Source organism: Glycomyces sp. MUSA5-2, from assembly GCF_037034145.1.
GTDB lineage: Bacteria > Actinomycetota > Actinomycetes > Mycobacteriales > Micromonosporaceae > Glycomyces > Glycomyces artemisiae.
The window spans coordinates 615,263-635,784 of sequence record NZ_JBAGKG010000001.1; the positions used below are offsets into that span (position 1 = coordinate 615,263).

Here is a 20,522-nt window from a genome sequence, read left to right on the forward strand (position 1 = left end):
GGCCTTGCGGCTTCTCGCAGGCGTGTAGCGCCTCCGGAGTGAAGGCAGTAATTCACTCAGGAGGCCGACATGGCAAGCGAGACCGCGATCCGGGCCGAGGGGCTCGTCAAGCACTTCAAGGAGATCAAGGCCGTCGACGGCGTGGACCTGGAGGTCCCGGCCGGAACCGTGTACGGGGTGCTCGGGCCGAACGGGGCGGGGAAGACGACGACGGTGCGGATGCTGGCGACGCTGCTGCGTCCGGACGCGGGCCGGGCCGAGGTGTTCGGGCACGACATCACGGCGGACCCGTCGGCGGTGCGCACGCAGGTGAGTCTGACGGGGCAGTACGCGTCGCTGGACGAGGACCTGACGGGCGTGGAGAACCTGGTGCTGCTCTCGCGGCTGTACGGGTTCGGGAAGCCCGCGGCGCGGTCGCGCGCCGGGGACCTGCTGGAGGCGTTCGGGCTCTCGTACGCGGCGGGGAAGCAGGTGAAGGCGTACTCGGGCGGGATGCGGCGGCGCCTGGACATCGCCGCGTCGATCATCATCACCCCGAAGCTCCTGTTCCTGGACGAGCCGACGACGGGCCTGGACCCGCGCAGCCGCAACCAGGTGTGGGAGGTCGTGCGGACCATCGTCGGCGAGGGCACCACGGTGCTGCTGACGACCCAGTACCTGGAGGAGGCCGACCAGCTGGCGAGCCGCATCGCGGTCATCGACACCGGGAAGGTCATCGCCGAGGGCACGCCGGGGCAGCTGAAGTCCTCGGTGGGCGCGGGCTCGATCAAGCTGCGCCTGCACCACACCGACCAGCGCGAGCACGCCAGGACCGTCCTCGCCGACGCGCTCCGGGCAGAGGTCGAGCTCGACGACGACCCGGTGGCGCTCACCGCGCGTCTGCTGCCCGGGCAGGACAACGCCGTGCAGGGCGCGCACGCGCTGAGCGAGCTGGCGAAGGCCGGCATCCTCGTCGACGACTTCTCGCTCGGCCAGCCGAGCCTGGACGAGGTCTTCCTCGCCCTCACCGAGCGCGTCGGCGCCTAGACAGCCCACTTGAGAGAGACAGAGGACGAACCGATCATGGCTTTCACCGAGACGAAGACGAGCACCGACCAGGACGCGCCGGCACCGGTAGAGAAGGAGCGGCTGCGGAAGCTACTGAACCAGGGCGAGCGGCCGGCCCCGCCGAGCGCGTTCGCGTCGGCGCGGGCGTTCGCGTGGCGCTCGATGCTGAAGATCAAGCACGTGCCCGAGCAGCTGGGCGACATCCTGGTGTTCCCGATCATCATGCTGCTGATGTTCACGTACCTGTTCGGCGGCGCGATCGCGGGCGGCACCGGCGACTACCTGCAGTTCCTGCTGCCGGGCATCATGGTCATGAGCATCGTGATGACGACGATCTACACGGGCATGTCGGTGAACATCGACATCAACAAGGGCGTGTCGGACCGGTTCCGGACGCTGCCGATCTGGCGGGCCGCGCCGATGGTCGGGTACCTGCTGGCGGACATGTTCCGGTACGCCGCGGCGGGCGCGATCATGTTCGGCACCGGGATGATCATGGGCTACCGGCCCGCGGGCGGCGCGGCGGGCGTGCTGCTGGGCGTGGCGCTGCTGCTGGTGTTCTGCTTCGCGTTCTCGTGGGTGTGGACGTGGCTGGGGCTGATCACGCGGTCGGAGAAGACCGTCATGTCGATCTCGATGTCGATCATGTTCCCGCTGACGTTCCTGTCGAACATCATGGTCGACCCGGCGACGATGCCCGGCTGGCTCCGGCCGGTCGTGGAGAACACGCCGATCTCGCAGCTCGTGGACGGGGTGCGGGGCCTGTTCGACGGCACGTCGCCGTCGGGGGCGGTCGCGACGACGCTGATCTGGTCGGCCGGGTTCATCGCGGTGTTCGGGTTCCTGACGCTCCGGGCCTACAACCGCAAGTGACGCTTCATTGAGAACACCCGGCGGGGCCGGGAGGGTCGAGACCCTCCCGGCCCCTTCGCGTCACAAGGTCCACTCGGGAGCGTCGGGTCCGGGGCGGTAGGCGCACGAGGAGCCGGTGGTGACGGCCGCGCGCAGGTGCTCGCCGAGGGCGGGGTGGCCGTCCTCGATCTTCTTGAGGGTGTTGCGGATCCGGTTGGTGACGGTCTTGCGGGCCCGCTCGTGGTTGTCGCCGAGGCGCCGGGACCGGCCGCCGAGGCCGGTGGCGGCCTTGAGGTGCTCGATGAGGGCCTGCCGCTCGGCGTCGAGGGCGGCGGCGCGGGCGTCGTCGCCGATCGCGGCGGCCGTGTCGATCTGCTCGTCGAGCGTTTCGAGGTGCTCGCGGAACCGGGCGCGGGCCTCGGGGTCGAGGAGGTCGTCGCCGCCGAGCCGGGCGTCGGCGCTGACGGCCTCGGACGGGTCGAGCAGGTCGGCCGCGGCGATCTCCTCGTTCGGGTGGGAGAGGAGTTCGCGGAGGTCCGCGAGGCCCTTCGCGTGCGGCAGGTGGAGCACGGACCCGGCGTAGGCGAGGGTCCAGGTGGCGCCCTCGCGGCGGAAGACGCTGCCGGCGTCGGGGGCGGGCGCGGCCGGGGCCGCCCGGCAGGCGAGCCCGGCGCGGGCGAGGGCCGACCACGGCGCCGCGTCGAGCAGGTCGGCCTGGGCCGCGGCGGTCTTGAAGTGGGCGGCGGCGCGCTCGGGCTCGTCGAGGACGACGGCGAGCACGCCGAGCCAGTAGCTGACGGGACCGGCGATACTGGTGCCCCACATGGCGACCAGCCACTCGTCCGGGTAGGGCGCGAGCCGGTCGTAGACGCCGCGGGCGAGATCGGCGTCGCCGTCGGCGGCCGCGAGCTCGGCCTCGAAGCGCAGCATCAGCGACTCCCACGAGCCGTACTGACCGTCGGCGGCGGCCAGGCGGTCGCGGAGGCCGCGGGCCCGGCCGATCTCGCCGCGGCGCAGGGCGCTGATCCCGGAGAGCAGGTCGGCGTACTGGCCGCCGAAATGCGACCGGTGCACGTCGGAGACGTCGGGGGCCTCGCCGCGCGCGAGCTGGAGCTCCCAGCGGAGGTGGTCGACGAGGTCGAGGTGGGGGCGTTCGCCGTCCATGAGCGCGGCGGCCTCGTCGATGCGGGCCTGCGCGGCGTCGAAGCGGCCCTGGAACATGTCGATGATGGCCTGGTCGACGCTGGAGCCGCCGCGCCAGTGGTCGGTCTCGGCCGCGTCGGCGAGGGCGCGGAACTCGGCGAGCTGCGCGAGGAACGCCGGGTCGCCCTGCTCCAGGAGCACGACCCACCGCAGCGAGGAGGACAGCAGCCGCATCTCCTCGTCGCCGGTGCGGCGGGTGATCTCGGCGAGCTCCTCGACGATCTCCTGGCGCTGCGCGGCGGTGCCGGGACCCCAGTTGGCGGCGTGGGAGGCCCACAGGCCAAAGGAGATGTCCTCCTCGTCGCCGGACTCGCGGGCGGCGATCATGAAGCGGTACAGCAGCTGCCGGGTCAGCGCCTCGTGGTCGAGGCCCGGCTCGGGCGGCCCGCCCGCGAGGCCCTCGTAGGCGAGGGTCTTCAGCCGCATCAGTTCAGGCAGGCGCTCGGCCTGGGGCGCGCCCATGGCGGCGCGGGTGAGGAGCATCGGGTCGCCGAGGTCCTCGGCCTCCTGGAGGGCGAGCGCGTAGACGCCGCGGGCCTCGTCCTCGCGCCGGAGCCACCACACGGCGTCGGCGAGCTGGATCCGCAGCACGATCCGCTTGCGGGCCATGGCGGGCGTGCAGCGCTCCACGGCGCGGCGGAAGAACTTCTCGGCGCCGCCGATGCTCATGCAGGCGTTGGCTTTCGCGCCCGCGCGGGCGATGAGGTCCACGGCGATCTCAGGGTCGAGGTCGTCTCCGGCGAGCCAGGCGTGGTGGGCGATCTCGGTGATGAGCATGTGCTTCTGGAGGGACTCGTCGGCGACGAGGGCGCGCACGACGCAGCCGTGGTGGTGGGCGGCCTCGTCGGGCTCCATCGTGTTGTAGAGGGTCTCGCGGACGAGGTCGTGGACGAACACGTACCGGTCCCGTTCGCGGCGCACGAGGCGGGTCTGGACGGCGGTGTCGAGCGCACCTTCGATGCGCTGGAGGTCGATGCCGGAGGCCTGGGACATGATGCGGGCGTGGAACTCGCGGCCGCCGACCGAGGCGAGGACGAGCATCCTCAGGATCGGCTCGGGGAGCTGGTCGATGCGGCGGCGCAGGGCGTCGCGCATCCCGGCGCTCGTGGCGTCGACGGGCTGCCCGGAGGCCCACAGGAGCGCGGTCTGCTCGACGAAGAACGGGTTGCCGCCGGTGCGGCGGGTGATCTCGGCGACCGTGTCGGGGTCGGGGGCGGCGCCGACGGTGGCCTCGACGAGGGCGGCGACGCCGTCGTCGCCCAGGCCGTCGAGGCCGACCATGGCGGCCTTGGAGACGAGCTGGAGCATGCGGCCGCGGAGGCGGTGGCCGGGGTCGATCTCGGAGTCGCGGTAGGTGCCGACGAACAGGATGCGCTCGAAGAACGTGTGCTGGCAGGCGAACTTGAGCAGTTCGAGGCTCGCGGCGTCGGAGAAGTGCAGGTCGTCGAGGACGATGAGGAGCGGGCGGAGGCGCGAGGCGGAGATGAGCAGCTGGGTGACGGCGTCGTGGAGTTCGAAGTCGACGGGCCGGGCGCCGTCGCCCTCGCCGAGGAACACGTCGATCGCGGGGGCGGGCCGCAGCGACCGCCAGGCGTCCTCGCCGAACTGGCCGCGGATCGAGCGCAGGACCTGGAGCCACAGCCAGTTGTCGGGGACGGCCTCGGATTCCCAGGAGGTCGCGAAGGCGACGAGGAGCTCGTCGCGGCGGCCCGCGGCGGCCGCGGTGACCAGGGCGGTCTTGCCGATGCCGGCCTCGCCGACGACGAGGACGAGTCCGCCGTGGCTGGCCGCGGTGCGGTCGACGGCCGCGCGCAGGGCGGAGGCGGGATGGTCGCGTCCGATGAGCAGCGAGTCAGTCACCCGACCAGTGTGGCCGAAGGGTCCGACGCCCGCCAATCGCTTCTTTCAGAACTGTCGGCTTTCGGACGAACTGATTTCGCGGTGATCGCCCTGCTCAGGGCGTCCCGGTCGGGCAGGATGTCGGTATTTGCCCGGCGGATTCCCTCGAACCGGTGCGCGGATTACGTCGAGTACATAAAGTCCTACGGAAAGTTAGGCATCCCGGTGCCGACGGGGCGGTCGGGCCGTTCGAGCGGACGGTCATAGGCAGGACCGCACCTGAGCCGGGAGCGCCGACGATCCACAGGAGCAATCCTCATGGCACAGTCCACGTCCAACGGAGTACGCAAGAACACCTGGCGCGCGATCCTCATCGGGGCCGCCGTACCGTTCGCCGTCCTCGCCGCCGCACCGGCGGTCGGGGCCGCGGCACCCGCCGACCAAGTCGAGACGGTCAACAGCGAGCAGCTTCCGCCGCTGCCCGGGGCGGGCGACCTGCCGGTGCCGGGCGACCTGCCCGTTCCGGACCCGACCGCGCTCACCGACCTCGCCACGTGCCTGACGGACCTTCAGGCCGCGCTCGACGCCGGGGCGCCGATCCCGGCCGAGAGCCTCGACGAGTACGAGCAGCTGCCGCCGCTGCCGCTTCCGGTGCCCGGCGGCGGCGACGCGCCCGCGCTCCCCGACATCGGGGCGCTGGCGCAGACCTGCCAGGACATCCTCGCGACGGTGACCGGCGCGGCGCCGGACCTGCCGGTCGACCCGCCGGTCGACGTCCCGGCGATTCCGAAGGACTAACGGACGCACCGCGAAGGGGCCCGCAGCACACCGGCTGCGGGCCCCTTTCGCATGCGTCACTTCAGGCGCTGCGCGGCGTCCGCGATCGCCTCGTCGGTCGCCGTCAGGGACAGCCGCACGTGGCGGTTCCCCTTGGCGCCGTAGAACTCCCCCGCGGCGGCGAGGATGCCGCGCTCGGCGAGCCAGGCGACGGTGTCCCAGCAGTCCTCGTCGCGGGTGGCCCACAGGTAGAGGCCCGCGGCCGAGTGGTCGATGCGCAGCCCGGCGGACTCGACGGCGGCCCGCAGGACCTCGCGCCGGCGCCGGTAGCGCTCGCGCTGGTCGATCGCGTGCTCCTCGTCGTGGAGGGCGGCGATCGTGGCGCGCTGCACGGCCCACGGGACCATGAAGCCCGCGTGGCGGCGGATCTCCAGGAGGTCGGCGACGAGCGCGGGGTCCCCGGCGAGGAACGCCGAGCGGTACCCGGCGAGGTTCGAGCGCTTCGACAGCGAGTGCGCGGCGAGCAGGCCGGTGAGGTCGCCGTCGTTGACGCGCGGGTCGAGGATCGACACCGGCGGGTGGTCGTCGTCCCAGCCGAGCGTCAGGTAGCACTCGTCGGAGGCGATGACGATCCCCGAGTCGCGGGCCCAGCGGACCAGGCCGCGCAGGTGCTCGACGGAGGCGGTCTCGCCGGTCGGGTTCGTCGGGTAGTTGATCCACGCGAGGCGCAGGCGCGAGCCCGCGGCGTCGCGCGGGTCGGCGACGGGCGCGGGGTCGGCCTTCGCGAGGATCGCGCCGATCTCGTACGTGGGGTAGGCGATCTCCGGGTAGGCGACGGTCTCGCCGGGGCCGATCCCGAGCTGGAACGGCAGGTTCGCGACCAGCTCCTTGGAGCCCACGGTCGGGAGGACCGCGACGTCCTCGGCGACGCCGGTGTGGCGGTGCAGCCAGGAGCGCATCGCGGCGGCGAGGTCGGGGGGCCCGGCGACCGTGGGGTAGCCGGGCATCGCGGCGGCCTCGTGCAGCGCCGCCTGGATCGAGGCGGGCACCGGGTCGACGGGCGCGCCGACGGTGAGGTCGACGAGGCCGTCGGGGTGCGCGGCCGCGCGCTCCTTGTACGGGGCCATCCGGTCCCACGGGAAGCGCGGCAGCCGCCGCGCGGGCGACGCGCCGTGGAGGCGGCGCAGCGCCACTACTCCGCCTTCGGCGGAAGACCGGCCACGAACGGGTCGTCGTTGTCGATCTTGCCGACCTTGGAGGCCCCGCCGGGGCTGCCGAGGTCGTCGAAGAAGTCGACGTTGGCCTTGGTGTACGGCGCCCACTCGTCGGGGACGTCGTCCTCGTAGAAGATCGCCTCGACCGGGCACACCGGCTCGCATGCACCGCAGTCGACGCACTCGTCCGGGTGGATGTAGAGCATCCGGTTGCCTTCGTAGATGCAGTCGACCGGGCACTCTTCGATGCACGCCTTGTCGAGGACATCCACACACGGCTCGGCGATAACGTAAGTCACGAGTCGTCCTTCCTACGGGGCGCTGTCGGGCGGACTGCGCTGTGATGAGCCTAAAGCTTATTTCGGCATGCGGCTCGCAAGGATAGGGGTGCCCCCAGATGTTGGGACCGGAACACGTCGGCCGCCGGGTGGTGGTCCGGGTCGGCCTCGCCGACCCCGCGCCGGGGCGCCGCTACAGGGACGTGACCGGGGAACTCGTCGCCGCCGGGGACGTGTGGCGGGTGCGCACGAGGACCGGCGACGTCGATGTGTCCCCGGGCACGGTGGTCGCCGCGCGGGTCGTGCCGCCGAAGCCCGTCCCGTTCTCGGAGATCGTCGCCACCGAGCGGCTCCTGGCCGAGACGTGGCCCGCGACCGAGACCGCCGCGCTCGGCGGCTGGCTGCTGCGGGCCGCCGGCGGGTTCACCAACCGCGCGAACTCGGTCCTGGCGCTCACCGCGCCCGAAGGCGGCGTCGACGCGGCCGTCGCGGCGGTCGTCGACTGGTACGGAGCGCGCGGCCTGGTCCCGAAGTTCTCCATGGCCGGGCCCGTGACGCGGCGCCTCGACGACGAGCTGGCCGCGCGCGGCTGGACGTACGAGATGGAGACCGTCGTGATGGTCAAGGCCCTCAAGGGCACCCGCTACGACGGCGAAGCGGTGCTCACCGACGCGCCGAGCGCGGCGTTCCTCGCGCAGACCGACCGCGGCGCGGCCTCGACGGCGCCGCGGGTCTTCGGGTCGGGGCCCGGCCGCGCCTACGCCGAGATCTGGAGGGACGGCGCGCTCGCGGCCCGCGGGCGCGGGGCCGTCGCCGGGGACCTCCTCGCCGTCACGAGCATCGGCACCGCCCCCGAGTACCGGCGCCGGGGGCTCGGCACCGAGATCCTCGCCGCCCTCGAAGCGTGGGGCGCGGAGACGGACGCGGCGCGCGCCGCCCTCCAGGTGGAGGCCGACAACGCGCCCGCGATCGCGATGTACGAGCGGCTCGGGTACGCCGAGCGCTACCGGTACGGGTACCGGGTCAGGCCTTAGCGGCGGCGGCCTTCTTCGACGGGCTCGCCTTGCGCTCGAACGCGATCTTCGTGGCCTTCAGCTCGCGGCCGTAGCGGTCGACGCCGAGGGCCATCACGATGAGGAACCCCACCCAGCCCGACAGGGCCAGCAGCGCGAAGTAGATCGGGATCTGCGAGAACACGCCCTGGAGGTTCGGGTAGTCCACGCGCGCGATGAGCGGGTTGACGAGGACGGCGAACAGGGTCGCGACCAGGAAGATCACGAGCAGCTCGCCGGTGATCTCCTGGCGGCGGCGCCGCACGCCCCACCAGATCCCCGCCGCGATCGCGACGGCGGACATCGCGCCGAACGTGTACAGGCCCACGAGGTCGCCGATCGCAGTGCCCTCGCCCCACACGTTCGAGGCGATCCGGCCCGCGAGGTTCGCGGCGATCAGGCCCAGCGCGAAGCCGTAGATCGACGGCCAGTGCGGCATCAGGAGGCGGCTGAGGAGGGTCACGGTCGGGACTCCTTCGGGGCAGAGGGGGCTTTGCTCGGTCTGGGACGAAAATACCGCCACAGCGCGACGGCGATCCCGGCGGTACCGGCCAGGAGCAGCGCGTAGCCGTTGAAGCCGCTGGTGATGACGAGCGACCCCGCCGACGTCGGCATCGAGGCGGTCAGGACCACCGCGAACCACGCGAGCGCCGTGAGCAGCGCGCCCCACCGCGTCCCCGTCCACCACACCGCCAGCGCGGCGAGCGCCCAGTTCCCGGCGAACGCGAGCGCCCCGGCGAGCGGGACGGCGATCCCGTCCCAGTAGGTCGGGACGAGGAACGATTCGATCAGGGCGGCGAGGGCCGCCGCGGCCACTGCGACGACCGCGCCGCCGACCCGGACCGCGGTCTCCAGACCTCTCTCACGCACGGTCGCGATCCTACGGCAGCAAGCGAAGCGGGCGCCGCCCCGGCGCGTTGGAGGCGTCCTCCCGTACCACCGGACGGGACAATACGCTCATGACCACGATACGAGAGACAACTGCCACGAAACGCCGACGATTCCGACAGCTGTTTCCCGAACGGTCCGACTTCCAGCACCTCGGCCGCCACTGGCACACCGACCTCCTCGCCGGGCTCACCGTCGCGGTCGTCGCCCTGCCGCTCGCGCTGGGGTTCGGGATCGCCTCGGGTCTGGGGGCCTTCGCGGGCCTCATCACCTCCATCATCGCCGGGGTCGTCGCCGCGCTCCTCGGCGGCTCGAACCTCCAGGTCACCGGCCCGACCGGGACGATGGCGGTCGTGCTCGTGCCGCTCGCGGCCACCCACTCGCACACCGGCGTCATGCTCGTGGGGGTCATGGCCGGGCTCATGCTCGTGGCGCTCGCGCTGACCGGCGCGGGCCGGTACGCGCGGTACGTGCCCGTCCCCGTGGTCGAGGGCTTCACCGCCGGGGTCGCGATCGTCATCGCCGTCCAGCAGCTGCCTTCAGCCCTGGGGATGCCACCGCAAAACGAGCACATGCTCACGGGCGCATGGGATTCGCTCCACGCGTTCGCGGTGCGCCCGGACTGGGCGCCGGTCGGCGTCGCCGCCGGGGTGGTCGCCGCGATCCTCCTCGGCTCGCGCCTGCACTCGCAGATCCCCACGCCGCTGCTCGCGGTCGTTGCCGCGACCGCCGCGGTCTGGTTCGCGGACCTGGACGTCGCCGTCATCGGGTCGCTGCCGCGCACGATCCCGGCCCCGGAGGCCGGGTTTCTCGCGTTCGCCGCGGAGGCCCCGCAGCTCGTGGCCGCGGCCGTGGCGATCTGCGCCCTGTGCGCACTCGAATCGCTCCTGTCGGCCACCGTCGCCGACAACATGACCGTCGGCAGGCACCACAATCCGGACCGGGAGCTCCTCGGGCAGGGCGTGGCGAACCTGGTGACGCCGTTCTTCGGCGGCATGCCGTCCTCGGGGGCGCTCGCGCGGACTGCGGTGAACGTCAGGTCCGGCGCGGCCGGGCGCCTCGCGTCGCTCTCCCACGCGCTGGTGCTGGCGGTCATGATGCTGGCGCTGGCGCCGCTGGTCGCGCACATCCCGCTCGCGGCGCTCGCGGGCGTGCTCATCGCGACGTCGATCCGGATGATCGAGGTCGGGTCGATGCTGGCGCTGGCGCGGTCGACGCGCGCCGACGCGGCGGTCATGTGGCTCACCCTCGGCGCGACGGTGGTGCTCAACCTGGTGTGGGCGGTGGCGATAGGGATCGCGCTGGCGGGGCTGCTGGCGCTGGGCCGGATCTCGCGGTCGGTGTCGGTGGAGGAGGAGCCGATCGACCACGGCGACCACCACGACGAGGAGGCGGCGCTGCTCCACGAGCACATCGTGGCGTACCGGCTGGAAGGGCCGCTGTTCTTCGCGGCGGCGCACCGGTTCCTGCTCCAGCTCTTGGACGTGGCGGACGTGCGGGTGGTCGTGCTCCGCATGAGCCGGGTGTCCACGATGGATGCTTCGGGGGCGACGGTCCTCGCCGACGCGATCAAGCGCCTGGAGCACCGCGGCATCGCCGTGTACCTCTCGGGGCTGGAGCCGGTCCATGCGAAACCCCTTGCGGCCCTGGGGGTCCTGGAGCCGCTGTGGCAGCAGGGGCGGCTGTTCGAGCACACGAAGGAGGCGATCGCGGCCGCGCGCCGGCGCCTCAAGGCCGACGGGCTCCTAGAGCAGCTCGAAGCGGAGGCGCGAGGGCTCGGCGGGGAGGCCGAAGCGGAGCGCCCATAGGCGGTCGGCGACGCCGCGGTGGTCGGCGGTGTCGACCGAGTCGACCACCGCGTCCTCGGGGTTGACGCCGTGGAGGATGAGGGTGCCGCGCTCGCCGGTCCAGACGGCGCGGTCGCCTTCGAGCTCGGGCCTGATGCGGCTGACGAACGTCTCTGTGAGCTCGGGTCCGAAGTCGCGCAGCGAGATCCCGTCGTCGGTCCAGGAGAACTTGCGGATGAGCGCGCCGTCGCCGTACGCGTCGACGTACACCTCCAGGCCCTCGGGCCCGTCGACGAGCTCGGCGCGCGAATCCTCGCCGGGCTGCTGCGCGGCGCCCTCGACGGTGGGCACGGAGTGCCACGCGGCCGAGGGGTGGACCTGCTCGTAGCGCTCGTCGCCGAAGTACGCGGCGGTGTACTCCCCGGCCCCGGCGTCGCACAGGAGCTGCTCGCCGTCGACGGCGATGATGAACGAGCCGAGGTCAAGGTGGTTGTGGGGCTCCTCGTTGTAGCCGCCCTTGACGGCGAGGGCCCACATGCGGCGCCCGAGCTGGCGGCGCTCGACGAACCAGCCGACCTCGGGCAGGAGGGTGCGGGCGGGCGCGATCTCCTCGGGGAGGGGGCGGCCCCATTCGAGGGTGCGGGTGAGCGGGGCCCAGCGCGCGCACTCGTCCTCAGCGAAGGTCTGGGGCCGGTCGGCGGCGGGCAGGTCCGCGCCGAGCCGGTCGTGGAGGCGGGTGAGCAGGCCCGCGGGCAGGAGCGGGTCGGCGTCGGTGTCGCCGAAGGTGGCGAACGAGCCGGGGTAGAGCTGGGCGCGGGCCGGGAACGCGGCGATGGCCTCGTTGCCTTCGAGGAGGTCCTCGCCGGTGGCCTCGCGCCAGGCCTCCGCGAAGTACGTGAAGTACCCGAAGCCGTAGATCCAGTAGTAGACGCCCTCGACGCAGCCGCCGTCGGGCCCGAACGAGAACAGGTAGCTCTGGAGCGCGGGCAGGACCCGGCCGCGGATGACGTCGGTGTCGTACCCGAGCGCGAGGGCCGCGAGCCCGGCGGCGCCCGCGCACACGGCGGTCCAGTTGGAGATGCGCAGCTCCCACCAGAACGGGAACTCCGACTCGAAGAACGGGTCGAGCACGCGCTCGCGGATCTCGGCCTCGACCTGCTCGGCGCCCTCGACGTCCTCGCGCAGCCGCAGGATCTCGGCGAGGGTCTGCGCGGTCTCGCACGCGAACAGGTCGACGCAGGTGCGCGGGTCGAAGTCCTCGCCCCAGTGCGCGGGCAGGGCCCAGGACCGCTCCTGGCAGACGTCCTTGACCAGGGAGGAGAGCGCGGCCCCGTCCCCGGTGATGGCGAGCGCGGCGAGGTGGCGGCGGCGCGCGAAGTACTGCACCTCGTAGGGCAGGCGGCGGCCGGTCGCGGCGAAGTCGTCGGCGAGCGCCGGGTCGAACGCGGGCACCGGCCCCGCCGCGATCTCGCGGAGCTCTTCGAGGAGGGCCGTCCGAAGGTCGCTCATGGGACCAACGCCTTTCCGGTGGGGTGGATTCGGGCAGGGGATCCGGCCGCGGCTCAACGGTAACGCGGGCGCGCTTTCCGTCATAGACTCCCTCGTATGCGCATCGGCGAGCTGTCGGAGCGGACGGGCGTCCCGGCCGCGACGATCAAGTACTACCTGCGGGAGCACCTCCTCCAGGCGGGCGCGCACGGCGAGGGCAACACCGTCGAGTACGGGCCCGAGCACGTGCACCGGCTGACGCTGATCCGGGCCCTCTCCGAGACCGCGGGCCTCTCGGTGGCGCAGATCGGCGAGGTGCTCACTGTGCTTGCGCGCCACCCGGAGTCGGCCTTCCAGGCCCTCGGCGCGACGCTTGCGGCGACCCACCGCGACCCGACGTTCTCCCTCGCCAGCGAAGGGACGACGGAGGCCGCGGAGCGCACGGTCGACCAGCTGCTGAACGAGTACGGCTGGGCCGAGGTGGCGCCGCCCATGTACCGCGACGCGATGGTCACGGCCCTGACCGCGTTCTACCGCTTGGGGAATCCCGACCCGCAGGAGGTGCTGGGGCACTACGCGGACGCGGCGGCGGCCCTCGCCTCGGCCGACATGGAGGCGATCGCGGAGGCCACGAAGATCGAAGGCGTCGACGTCGAGCAGGCGGTCACCGCGACGGTCCTCGGCGAGACGGTGTTCGCGGCGCTGCGGCGGATCGCGCACATCGCCGCGTCGGCGCGCACGCAGGCGAGCCAGGGCCCTTCGGGCACAATCTAGGACGTGCTCCCCGAACCCGAACGGCCCCGCCATGCCTGACGCCCTCCGTTTCGACCGCGACCCCGGCCGCCCGAACCTGCTCCACCTCGTCTACGACGAGGTCGTCCAGGCGACGATCGACCTCGACGACCCGTCCTACCTGGACGCGGAGTACATGCAGCGCATCGCGTACCTCGTCGACGCCGCCGCCGAGCGGAAGCGGCCGCTGCGGGTCCTCCACCTCGGCGCGGGCGGGCTGGCGATGGCGCGCTACGTGGCGGCGACCCGGCCCGGCTCGTACCAGCAGGCGGTCGAGACGAACGAGGAGCTCATCGAACTCGTCCGGGCCGAGGCCCCGCTCCCCCGCGGCGTCAAGGTGAAGATCCGCCGCACCGACGCGCGCGAGGCGATCGAGTCGGCGCCCGACGCGAGCTACGAGCTCGTCATCACCGACGTGTACGACGGCGCGCGGGTGCCCGCGCACGTCACGAGCACCGAGTTCCTCCACGGCGCGAACCGGGTCCTGCGCCCGGGCGGGCATTACGCGGTGAACCTCTGCGACGGCGGCCAGATGAAGTTCCTGAAGCCCGCGCTCGCGGCGATGCAGGAGGTGTGGCCGCACGTGGCGGTCATGGCCGAACCCGCGGTGCTGCGCGGCCGACGCTTCGGCAATGTCGTGGCCGCGGCCTCGGGCGCGGAACTCCCGATCGCCCAGCTGCGCCGCCGCTGCGCGGGCGCCGCCTTCCCCTGCCGCGTCGTGGAAGGCACCGAACTGCGGGAGTACATCGCGGGCGCGCCCCCGGCCACCGACGCCACCGCGATCAAATCCCCGCCCCCGCCGAAGTCCCTCCGGAGCTTCTGAACCGTCCGGGCGGACGGTCCAGCCCGAGGTCGGCCGTTCGGACAATAAAGCCGCAGGATAGTGGCCCTGTCTCCCGTCGCGTCACGACTGTCCGGTCTCGATCGGTGAAGACGCTCACACAGGACTTGGCGATGCGGGTCACCCTGGACTAGCGTCGGCGGCTGTTCCGGTCGGGTCCTCAGGGCTCCCCCAGAGACCCACCCGTCCGGACCGCCGAGCCGCGCAGCGCATGACGCCCGTTCCTCCCGGTGCAGGGCGATACACCGCAGCGCGGGCCGGGGACCCAGCCGCGCCGTTCCCCCCGCTGCTCGAACGAGCACAGCGACGGCGCAGGGGTGAATCCCGCCGAGACCCTACGGCGGGTAGGGCACCTTCCCTGCCCGAACCCGACAGCTAACCCGGTAGGCGGCCGAGGAAGAAAGGCCACCCGGTGGCTCAGACCTGCACAGACATCGACCATCGTTCGCGCGCGAGCGCGATCCTCCGCCGCGTCGCCGCCTACACCGGCGTCACCGTCGCCACCGTCGGGCTCGTGACGGCGTTCGCGGGCAGCCGCGCCCACGCGGCCGACGACATCGACTACGACGCCGCGTCCGCCTCCGAGATCCAGGACCACCTGGAGGACCTCGAAACCGAGCGCGACACCACCGCCGCCACCATCACCGGACTCCAGACCGACCTCGCCGCCGCACAGGCCGTCATCGACGCCGCGGCCGCCGACTACGGCTCCTCCGACGTCCAGCTCACCTACGTCACCGCCGCGGTCGAGTCCGCCGACGACGAGCTCGGCGCGAAGGTCTCCTCGCTCGTCGAGTACGCGCAGGAGCAGAGCGACAAGTACGCCGAGGCCCAGGAGGCCACCGAGACCAGCGAGACGCTCACCGCGCAGATCGCCGACCTCACGACCGAGGTCGACGGGCTCGACGCGCAGATCGAGGAGGCCCAGGCCGCCTACGACGAGGCCGCCGCGGCCGAGGCCGAGGCCGCCGCCGCGGAGGCCGAGAGCGAGTCCTCGTCGTCCTCCTCCTCTTCCTCGTCCGGTTCGACGGCCGAGTACAGCGCCGACGCCGCGACCGCCGCCGTCCAGTTCGCGAAGGACCAGCTCGGCGAGTCGTACGTGTTCGGCGCGGCCGGCCCCGACACCTGGGACTGCTCGGGCCTGGTCACGGGCGCCTACGGCGTCTCGGGGATCTCCCTGACCCACTCGACGTGGGCGATCTGGGACGAGACCTCCGCGATCGGCCGCGACGACCTGAAGCCGGGCGACCTGGTCTTCTACAACGGCCAGAACCACATGGCGATCTACATCGGCGACGGCCAGGTCATCCACGCGCCCAAGCCGGGCGACGTCGTGAAGATCTCCGACCTCGACATGGGCATGTCGATCGACGGCTACCGCCGGGTCTGACCCGCGCCGTGAGGCCGCAGGGCAAGACGGAGGGCCGGGGCTTTCGCCCCGGCCCTCCGCCGTCGTCTCAGCGCTTACGCCTTCAAGCCGCCTCGGCCATGACCTGGTCGTTGGCGAGCTCCTTGAGGCGCGCGAGCGCCTGGATCTCCAGTTGGCGGATGCGTTCGCGCGACAGGTGGAACCGGTGCGCGACCTCGGTGAGCGAGTGCTCGCGGCCGTCTTCGAGGCCGTAGCGGGCCTTGACGATGCCGGCCGAGCGCTCGTCGAGGTGGTTGAGCATCATCTCGATCCGCTGCCGCTCCATCCCGGCGAGGACGACGTCCTCGGGGCTGGGCTCGTCGGAGTCGGCGACCAGGTCGCCGAGGTTGGTGTCGCCGTCGTCGCCGATCGGCGTGTCGAGCGAGACGGTGTCCTGGCTCCAGCGGATGAGCTCATTGACCCGCTCGACCGTGACGCCGAGCGCGGCGGCCACCTGGTCGGGTTCGGGGTCGCCGCCGAGCTCGCGGGTGAGCTGGCGGGTGACGTTGCGCATCCGGTTGACGTCCTCGACCAGGTGCACCGGCAGGCGCACGGTGCGCTCCTGCTGGGCGATCGCCCGGCTGATGGCCTGGCGGATCCACCACGTGGCGTAGGTCGAGAACTTGAAGCCGCGCGCGTAGTCGAACTTCTCGACCGCGCGGACCAGGCCGGTGTTGCCCTCCTGGATCAGGTCGAGCATGGGCATCCCGGAGCGGACGTACCGGCGGGCGATCGACACGACCAGCCGCAGGTTCGCCTTGATGAACTGCTCCTTCGCGCGCGCGCCGTCCTCGATCAGGCGGCCGAGCTCCTTCTCGGAGGCGCCGCCGAAGGTCTCCCCTTCACCGAGCAGGTGCTTCGCGAACAGACCCGCTTCGACCGCCTTCGCCAAGTCCACCTCGGCGGCGGCGTCGAGCAGCGGCGTCTTCGAGATCTCGTGCAGGTAAACGCCTACAAGGTCTCGTTCCTCAGCGACCTCTTGGGTGGTGAGGGTGGGTGTGTCAGTAGTATCCACGCTCAAGGTCTCCTCCAGCTTCCTCGTCCCCCGACACCGCGTGAACGGTGTACCAGTTACAACGACCGCTTCGTTGCGTGGAATTCCGTGCCCCGGTGTTCGATGCGCCACGGTTACGAAACTGATGCGAACGGGTGCCCTTGCGGGCGTTCGCGCAATCCCGTCGTCCGGTCTCGCGGGCTATGCTCGGTTCACGGCTCCTGTCACTGGGACGGGCGCGGGGATCGTTCATGATGCCTCTGAGACGGAGATCACCTCACCGGCGTCGCGGTGGGGCGATCCGATTCCTGGTCACGGTATCGTCTCCGGCCTGCTTCATCGCAAACCTTCAATCTCTAGGGGTACACGCGCCTTACCTTGAAAAAGTTGAGAGATCATCTCTTTGCGGCCCGAATCACTCGGTTTCCGGCCGGGAAGGCGGCGACGCTCTGATATCCGCACCATAGCGGACGGTAGCGGTGACAAGCAACACCATTCTCAGCTGTTGATGTCGGATTCCGAGCACCCCTCGTTCCTCTCAGTCTGCGCCTCCCCGGGCCGCCGCGGGCCGCTTCCGAGCCCGTGACTCGAAGATCACGCCCGTGACCGGCGGCGCGTAGAGTTGGCCGGGTGACAGAAGAACGCCTTGTGTGGGTCGACTGCGAGATGACCGGTCTCGACCCGGACGCCGAAGCCCTCATCGAAATCGCCGTGCTCGTCACCGGACCGGACCTGACCCCCCTGGACGACGGCATCGACATCGTGATCGCGTGCGACGAGGCCGTGCTGGGGAACATGGGCGCGTTCGTGGCCGACATGCACGCCAAGTCCGGCCTCACCGACGAGGTGCGGGCCTCGCGGATCAGCCTCGCCGAGGCCGAGGACCAGGTCCTGGAGTACGTCAAGCGCTTCGTCCCCGAGGCGCGCACCGCCCCCCTGTGCGGCAACTCCATCGCCACCGACCGCACGTTCATCACCAAGTACATGCCCAAGCTCGACGCGCACCTGCACTACCGCATGATCGACGTGTCCTCCATCAAGGAGCTCTCGCGGCGCTGGTACCCGCGCGTGTACTACAACCAGCCGCCGAAGGGCCTCGCCCACCGCGCGCTCGCCGACATCAAGGAGAGCGTGCAGGAGCTGGAGTACTACCGCCGCACCGTGTTCGTGCCGCTGCCCGGGCCCACGAGCGAGGAGGCGAAGGCCGCCGCCGCGGCCCTGGTCGAGTCGCCGGGTGAGACCGCGGACACCCAACCCCGTTGACATCACGCGCATGCGGGTGGCTATTATTGTCCCCGGCTTCCTTGTTGAAGCCCGATGGTGGTCGTAGTTCAGCTGGTAGAACGCTTGGTTGTGGTCCAGGAGGTCGCGGGTTCAAGTCCCGTCGATCACCCCATCTGAAAAAGCCCCGCGGCTCGCGCTGCGGGGCTTTTCGCTTGTCTTGTCAGCGGTTCCGCTTGCGGCGCAGGCGCTCCCGGCGCTTGCGCTCCTCGGCGGGCCGGATGATGAGGCGCTCGGCGAACGTCAGGGCCGTGCCGATGACGGCCATCGGGACGATGACCCAGATGGGCCAGAAGTAGATCGGGCCGTCCGTGAGGGCCTCCACGACCGCCCACACGCCGACGTTGATGCCGATCGGGATCGAGAACCCGAACCACAGCCACTTGATCCAGTCGGGCGTGCCGAGCTTCTCGGGCTCCTGGGAGTCGAGGATCCGCTGGTACGCGGGCAGGTCCGCGAGGACCGCCTCGGCGTCGCCCACGGTCTGGGCCGCGAGGAGCACGTCGACGCGCTTCTCGTACTCGTCGAGGTCGATGTACCCCTGGTCGACCGCCGCGCGGAGGATCTCCGTCAGGGCGCCGCGCTCGGGGTTGCCGATCCGCATCGTGCGGTCGCCGTACCGTTCGAGGGAGGACATGTGGGGGCTCCTTGGGATGGGTGTTCGCAGGGGCTGCCGGGGGCGTCAGTGGGAGGTGCGGCCGTGGTGGCCGCCGTGGTGGCCGTGGCGGTGGCCCCGGTCGCGGCGGTCCTCGTCGTCGTCCCCGTCTTCGTCGTCGTCGCCGAACCCGAGGTTGACCACCTGGACGACCGTGGCGATGCCGAGGCCCAGGATGGGCCAGATCGGCCAGAAGTAGCCCGGCTCCCCCGAGCCGATCCAGGTCGCGGCCCAGACGGCGGTGCAGATCGCGCCCACGGTGACCAGGCCGCGCAGCGCGGGCACGCGCCTGATCCAGCTCTCGCGGCGCTCGGGCCGGGCCGCGGGCGCGGCGGCGGGCGCCTCGGCGGCCGGGACGACCTCGCCGACCTTCGGGCGGCCGCCGGGGAGGTCCTCGAAGATGAGGTCGAGCTCGGCGTTGGTCTTGGCGCTGTAGGCGGCCAGGGACCGCTCGTCGAACTCTCCGAGGTCGATGCGCCCTTCGTCCAGGGCCGCGCGGAGCTGCGCGATAGCCTCGTCGCGGTCGGCGTTCGAGATGCGCAGCTTGCCGTGGTCTTCGGTCACGAGGCCATTATGGCATCGGAGTCCTATTCACCGCGAGCCGCGCTCGCAGCGAGTTCGCCCAGTTGTTCGACGCCGCCGTCGGGGGCCGTCAGGACCCACACGCCGTCCTCGCACAGCGCGATGGTGTGCTCGGTGTGGGCGGCGACGGAGCCGTCGTCGGTGACGATGGTCCAGCCGTCCTCCAGCTCCGCGGTGTCGGGCGAGCCGAGGGTGACCATCGGCTCGATCGCCAGGGCCATGCCCGGGCGGAGCTTCGGGCCCTCGTTCGGGCGGCCGTAGTTGAGGATGTGCGGGTCCTGGTGCATCTCGGTGCCGATGCCGTGCCCGCCGAAGCCGGTGACGATCCCGTACTCGCCCGAGTGCTCCACGGAGTGCTCGATCGCGTGCGAGATCCCGCCGAGGCGCTTCGACGTCGCCGCGGCCCGGATCCCGGCCCACATGGACGCTTCGCACGCCTCGCGCAGCGCCCGCAGCTCGGGGGCGACCTCGCCGACCTCGATGGTGATCGCCGCGTCCCCGTGCCAGCCGTCGACGATCGCGCCGACGTCGACCGACAGCAGGTCCCCGGCCTTGAGCACGGCGTCCTCGGACGGGATGGCGTGGACGACCTGCTCGTTCACCGACGAGCAGATCGAGGCGGGGTAGGGCCCGAAGCCGATGTCGTAGCCCTTGAACGAGGGGACCGCCCCGGAGGAGCGGATGACCTGCTCGGCGATGCGGTCGAGTTCCGCCGTCGAGACGCCGGGGCCCGCGGACTCGCGCATGGCCTGGTGGACCTCGGCGACGACGAGGCCGGCGGCCCGCATCTTGCGGATCTGCTCCGGGGTCTTGTACTGGATCCGGTCGCGACGGCGGAACACGCGGCTACTCCGCGGCGCCGATGGCGGCGAGGGCCCGCTCGGTCACCTCGGCGACCTCGCCGATCGCGTCGATCCGCACGAGCTTGCCCTGCTCCTCGTAGTAGCCCACGAGCGGCGCGGTCTGCTCCGCGTAGACCTTGAGGCGGTTCTTGATGGTCTCCGGCTGGTCGTCCGACCGCTGGTAGAGGTCGTCGGAGTCCGGGTCCGCGGGCGGGTCGAACTCCAGGTGGTAGACCTTGCCGGTGGACTTGGAGACGCGGCGGCCCGACAGGCGCCGCACGACCTCGTCGTCGCTGGCGACCAGTTCGAGCGCGGTGTCGAGGACGGTCCCGGCGGCCTTGAGGATGCCGTCGAGGACCTTCGCCTGCTCGGTGTTGCGGGGGTAGCCGTCGAGGAGGAAGCCGTCGGCGGCGTCGTCCTGCGCGAGGCGGTCGGCCACCATCTCGTTGGTGACCTCGTCGGGGACGAGGTCCCCTGCGTCCATGTACTCCTTGGCCTTGAGGCCCAGCGGGGTGCCGCCGGAGACGTTGGCGCGGAAGATGTCGCCGGTGGAGATCTTGGGGATGCCGAGGCGTTCGGCGATGATCTCCGCCTGGGTGCCCTTGCCGGCCCCGGGCGGGCCTACGAGTACCAGTCGCAAAGAAGTTCCTCCCGTGTCGTGCTGCCGATCCTCGGCGACCTGGCGTTCGCCGAGCGTGCCGA

At 71.8% G+C, this 20,522-nt stretch carries 20 protein-coding genes, 1 tRNA gene and 1 riboswitch; of the genes, 10 read left to right on the forward strand and 11 right to left on the reverse strand.

All coding sequences use genetic code 11. From position 1 onward, the window contains the following. Positions 1-69: 69 nt before the first annotated feature. Positions 70-1,026: an ATP-binding cassette domain-containing protein gene (locus WA640_RS02925; RefSeq protein ID WP_335985994.1), complete on the forward strand. Its 957-nt coding sequence runs from the start codon at positions 70-72 to the stop codon at positions 1,024-1,026. 36 nt (positions 1,027-1,062) lie between these two features. Continuing rightward, entirely contained in the window at positions 1,063-1,920 is an 858-nt protein-coding gene (locus tag WA640_RS02930; RefSeq protein ID WP_335985995.1) for an ABC transporter permease, read from the forward strand. A gap of 60 nt (positions 1,921-1,980) precedes the next feature. Here WA640_RS02930 and WA640_RS02935 read toward each other — a convergent pair whose 3' ends face one another. Continuing rightward, positions 1,981-4,962, reverse strand: coding sequence for an ATP-binding protein (locus tag WA640_RS02935; protein WP_335985996.1), 2,982 nt, complete (start codon positions 4,960-4,962; stop codon positions 1,981-1,983). A 297-nt stretch (positions 4,963-5,259) separates the two neighbouring features. On the opposite strand from WA640_RS02935, the gene WA640_RS02940 reads away from it, so the two are divergent. Next, the gene (locus WA640_RS02940) at positions 5,260-5,739 is read left to right on the forward strand and encodes a hypothetical protein (RefSeq protein WP_335985997.1); all 480 of its coding nucleotides are present in this window, start codon (positions 5,260-5,262) and stop codon (positions 5,737-5,739) included. Positions 5,740-5,795: 56 nt separating this feature from the next. Here the strand turns inward: WA640_RS02940 and dapC are convergent, their stop codons facing one another. Together dapC and fdxA are read right to left on the reverse strand one after the other, a co-directional pair. Then, positions 5,796-6,911, reverse strand: coding sequence for a succinyldiaminopimelate transaminase (dapC, locus tag WA640_RS02945; RefSeq protein WP_335985998.1), 1,116 nt, complete (start codon positions 6,909-6,911; stop codon positions 5,796-5,798). Continuing rightward, the gene (gene fdxA / locus WA640_RS02950; RefSeq protein WP_106361921.1) at positions 6,911-7,231 is read right to left on the reverse strand and encodes a ferredoxin; all 321 of its coding nucleotides are present in this window, start codon (positions 7,229-7,231) and stop codon (positions 6,911-6,913) included. Before fdxA ends, dapC begins: the two co-directional genes overlap by 1 nt. A gap of 98 nt (positions 7,232-7,329) precedes the next feature. Here fdxA and WA640_RS02955 point away from each other — a divergent pair, with 98 nt between their 5' ends. Continuing rightward, on the forward strand, positions 7,330-8,244 hold the full coding sequence (locus WA640_RS02955) for a GNAT family N-acetyltransferase (protein WP_335985999.1): 915 nt from the start codon (positions 7,330-7,332) through the stop codon (positions 8,242-8,244). On the opposite strand, the gene WA640_RS02960 is transcribed toward WA640_RS02955, so the two are convergent. Together WA640_RS02960 and WA640_RS02965 are read right to left on the reverse strand one after the other, a co-directional pair. Continuing rightward, complete coding sequence (locus tag WA640_RS02960) at positions 8,234-8,725, reverse strand: hypothetical protein (RefSeq protein ID WP_106361919.1); 492 nt, start codon at positions 8,723-8,725, stop codon at positions 8,234-8,236. The two genes, WA640_RS02955 and WA640_RS02960, sit on opposite strands and share 11 nt — an antisense overlap. Further along, entirely contained in the window at positions 8,722-9,132 is a 411-nt protein-coding gene (locus WA640_RS02965) for a hypothetical protein (protein WP_335986000.1), read from the reverse strand. The genes WA640_RS02960 and WA640_RS02965 overlap by 4 nt, the downstream gene beginning before the upstream one ends. A gap of 89 nt (positions 9,133-9,221) precedes the next feature. Here WA640_RS02965 and WA640_RS02970 point away from each other — a divergent pair, with 89 nt between their 5' ends. Beyond that, a complete protein-coding gene (locus WA640_RS02970) occupies positions 9,222-10,958 on the forward strand; it encodes a SulP family inorganic anion transporter (RefSeq protein WP_106361917.1) in 1,737 nt (578 codons plus the stop codon). Here the strand turns inward: WA640_RS02970 and WA640_RS02975 are convergent. Next, entirely contained in the window at positions 10,896-12,446 is a 1,551-nt protein-coding gene (locus WA640_RS02975) for a heparinase II/III domain-containing protein (RefSeq protein ID WP_335986001.1), read from the reverse strand. The two genes, WA640_RS02970 and WA640_RS02975, sit on opposite strands and share 63 nt — an antisense overlap. Before the next feature lie 96 nt (positions 12,447-12,542). Between WA640_RS02975 and WA640_RS02980 the strand changes: the two genes are divergently transcribed. From WA640_RS02980 to WA640_RS02990, 3 genes are all read left to right on the forward strand, one after another. Beyond that, on the forward strand, positions 12,543-13,199 hold the full coding sequence (locus WA640_RS02980; RefSeq protein ID WP_335986002.1) for a MerR family transcriptional regulator: 657 nt from the start codon (positions 12,543-12,545) through the stop codon (positions 13,197-13,199). A gap of 31 nt (positions 13,200-13,230) precedes the next feature. Then, the gene (locus tag WA640_RS02985) at positions 13,231-14,040 is read left to right on the forward strand and encodes a spermidine synthase (RefSeq protein ID WP_335986003.1); all 810 of its coding nucleotides are present in this window, start codon (positions 13,231-13,233) and stop codon (positions 14,038-14,040) included. Between the two features lie 251 nt (positions 14,041-14,291). Beyond that, positions 14,292-14,463: riboswitch (cyclic di-AMP (ydaO/yuaA leader) on the forward strand. Positions 14,464-14,470: 7 nt separating this feature from the next. Then, on the forward strand, positions 14,471-15,448 hold the full coding sequence (locus WA640_RS02990; protein WP_335986004.1) for a C40 family peptidase: 978 nt from the start codon (positions 14,471-14,473) through the stop codon (positions 15,446-15,448). A gap of 82 nt (positions 15,449-15,530) precedes the next feature. On the opposite strand, the gene WA640_RS02995 is transcribed toward WA640_RS02990, so the two are convergent. Then, entirely contained in the window at positions 15,531-16,481 is a 951-nt protein-coding gene (locus WA640_RS02995; protein WP_245888836.1) for a sigma-70 family RNA polymerase sigma factor, read from the reverse strand. Positions 16,482-17,090: 609 nt separating this feature from the next. Between WA640_RS02995 and orn the strand changes: the two genes are divergently transcribed. Together orn and WA640_RS03005 are read left to right on the forward strand one after the other, a co-directional pair. Beyond that, complete coding sequence (orn, locus tag WA640_RS03000) at positions 17,091-17,723, forward strand: oligoribonuclease (protein ID WP_245888835.1); 633 nt, start codon at positions 17,091-17,093, stop codon at positions 17,721-17,723. 57 nt (positions 17,724-17,780) lie between these two features. Continuing rightward, a tRNA-His gene (locus WA640_RS03005) sits at positions 17,781-17,856 on the forward strand. 48 nt (positions 17,857-17,904) lie between these two features. Here the strand turns inward: WA640_RS03005 and WA640_RS03010 are convergent. Genes WA640_RS03010 through WA640_RS03025 form a run of 4 tightly spaced genes read right to left on the reverse strand, consistent with a single transcriptional unit; the run spans position 17,905 to position 20,460 of the window. Beyond that, complete coding sequence (locus WA640_RS03010; protein ID WP_335986005.1) at positions 17,905-18,378, reverse strand: DUF1707 SHOCT-like domain-containing protein; 474 nt, start codon at positions 18,376-18,378, stop codon at positions 17,905-17,907. A 45-nt stretch (positions 18,379-18,423) separates the two neighbouring features. After that, a complete protein-coding gene (locus WA640_RS03015) occupies positions 18,424-18,960 on the reverse strand; it encodes a DUF1707 SHOCT-like domain-containing protein (protein WP_335986006.1) in 537 nt (178 codons plus the stop codon). Between the two features lie 23 nt (positions 18,961-18,983). Further along, complete coding sequence (gene map / locus WA640_RS03020) at positions 18,984-19,820, reverse strand: type I methionyl aminopeptidase (protein ID WP_335986008.1); 837 nt, start codon at positions 19,818-19,820, stop codon at positions 18,984-18,986. Between the two features lie 4 nt (positions 19,821-19,824). Beyond that, complete coding sequence (locus WA640_RS03025) at positions 19,825-20,460, reverse strand: adenylate kinase (RefSeq protein WP_335986009.1); 636 nt, start codon at positions 20,458-20,460, stop codon at positions 19,825-19,827. Positions 20,461-20,522: the final 62 nt, after the last annotated feature.

Coding starts and splice junctions, on each gene's coding strand:
- WA640_RS02985 (WP_335986003.1), top strand. CDS start 13,231: ATGCCTGACGCCCTCCGTTTCGACCGCGACCCCGGCCGCCCGAACCTG.
- WA640_RS02925 (WP_335985994.1), top strand. CDS start 70: ATGGCAAGCGAGACCGCGATCCGGGCCGAGGGGCTCGTCAAGCACTTC.
- WA640_RS02975 (WP_335986001.1), bottom strand. CDS start 12,446: ATGAGCGACCTTCGGACGGCCCTCCTCGAAGAGCTCCGCGAGATCGCG.
- WA640_RS02980 (WP_335986002.1), top strand. CDS start 12,543: ATGCGCATCGGCGAGCTGTCGGAGCGGACGGGCGTCCCGGCCGCGACG.
- WA640_RS02930 (WP_335985995.1), top strand. CDS start 1,063: ATGGCTTTCACCGAGACGAAGACGAGCACCGACCAGGACGCGCCGGCA.
- WA640_RS02970 (WP_106361917.1), top strand. CDS start 9,222: ATGACCACGATACGAGAGACAACTGCCACGAAACGCCGACGATTCCGA.
- WA640_RS02940 (WP_335985997.1), top strand. CDS start 5,260: ATGGCACAGTCCACGTCCAACGGAGTACGCAAGAACACCTGGCGCGCG.
- WA640_RS03010 (WP_335986005.1), bottom strand. CDS start 18,378: ATGTCCTCCCTCGAACGGTACGGCGACCGCACGATGCGGATCGGCAAC.
- WA640_RS02955 (WP_335985999.1), top strand. CDS start 7,330: ATGTTGGGACCGGAACACGTCGGCCGCCGGGTGGTGGTCCGGGTCGGC.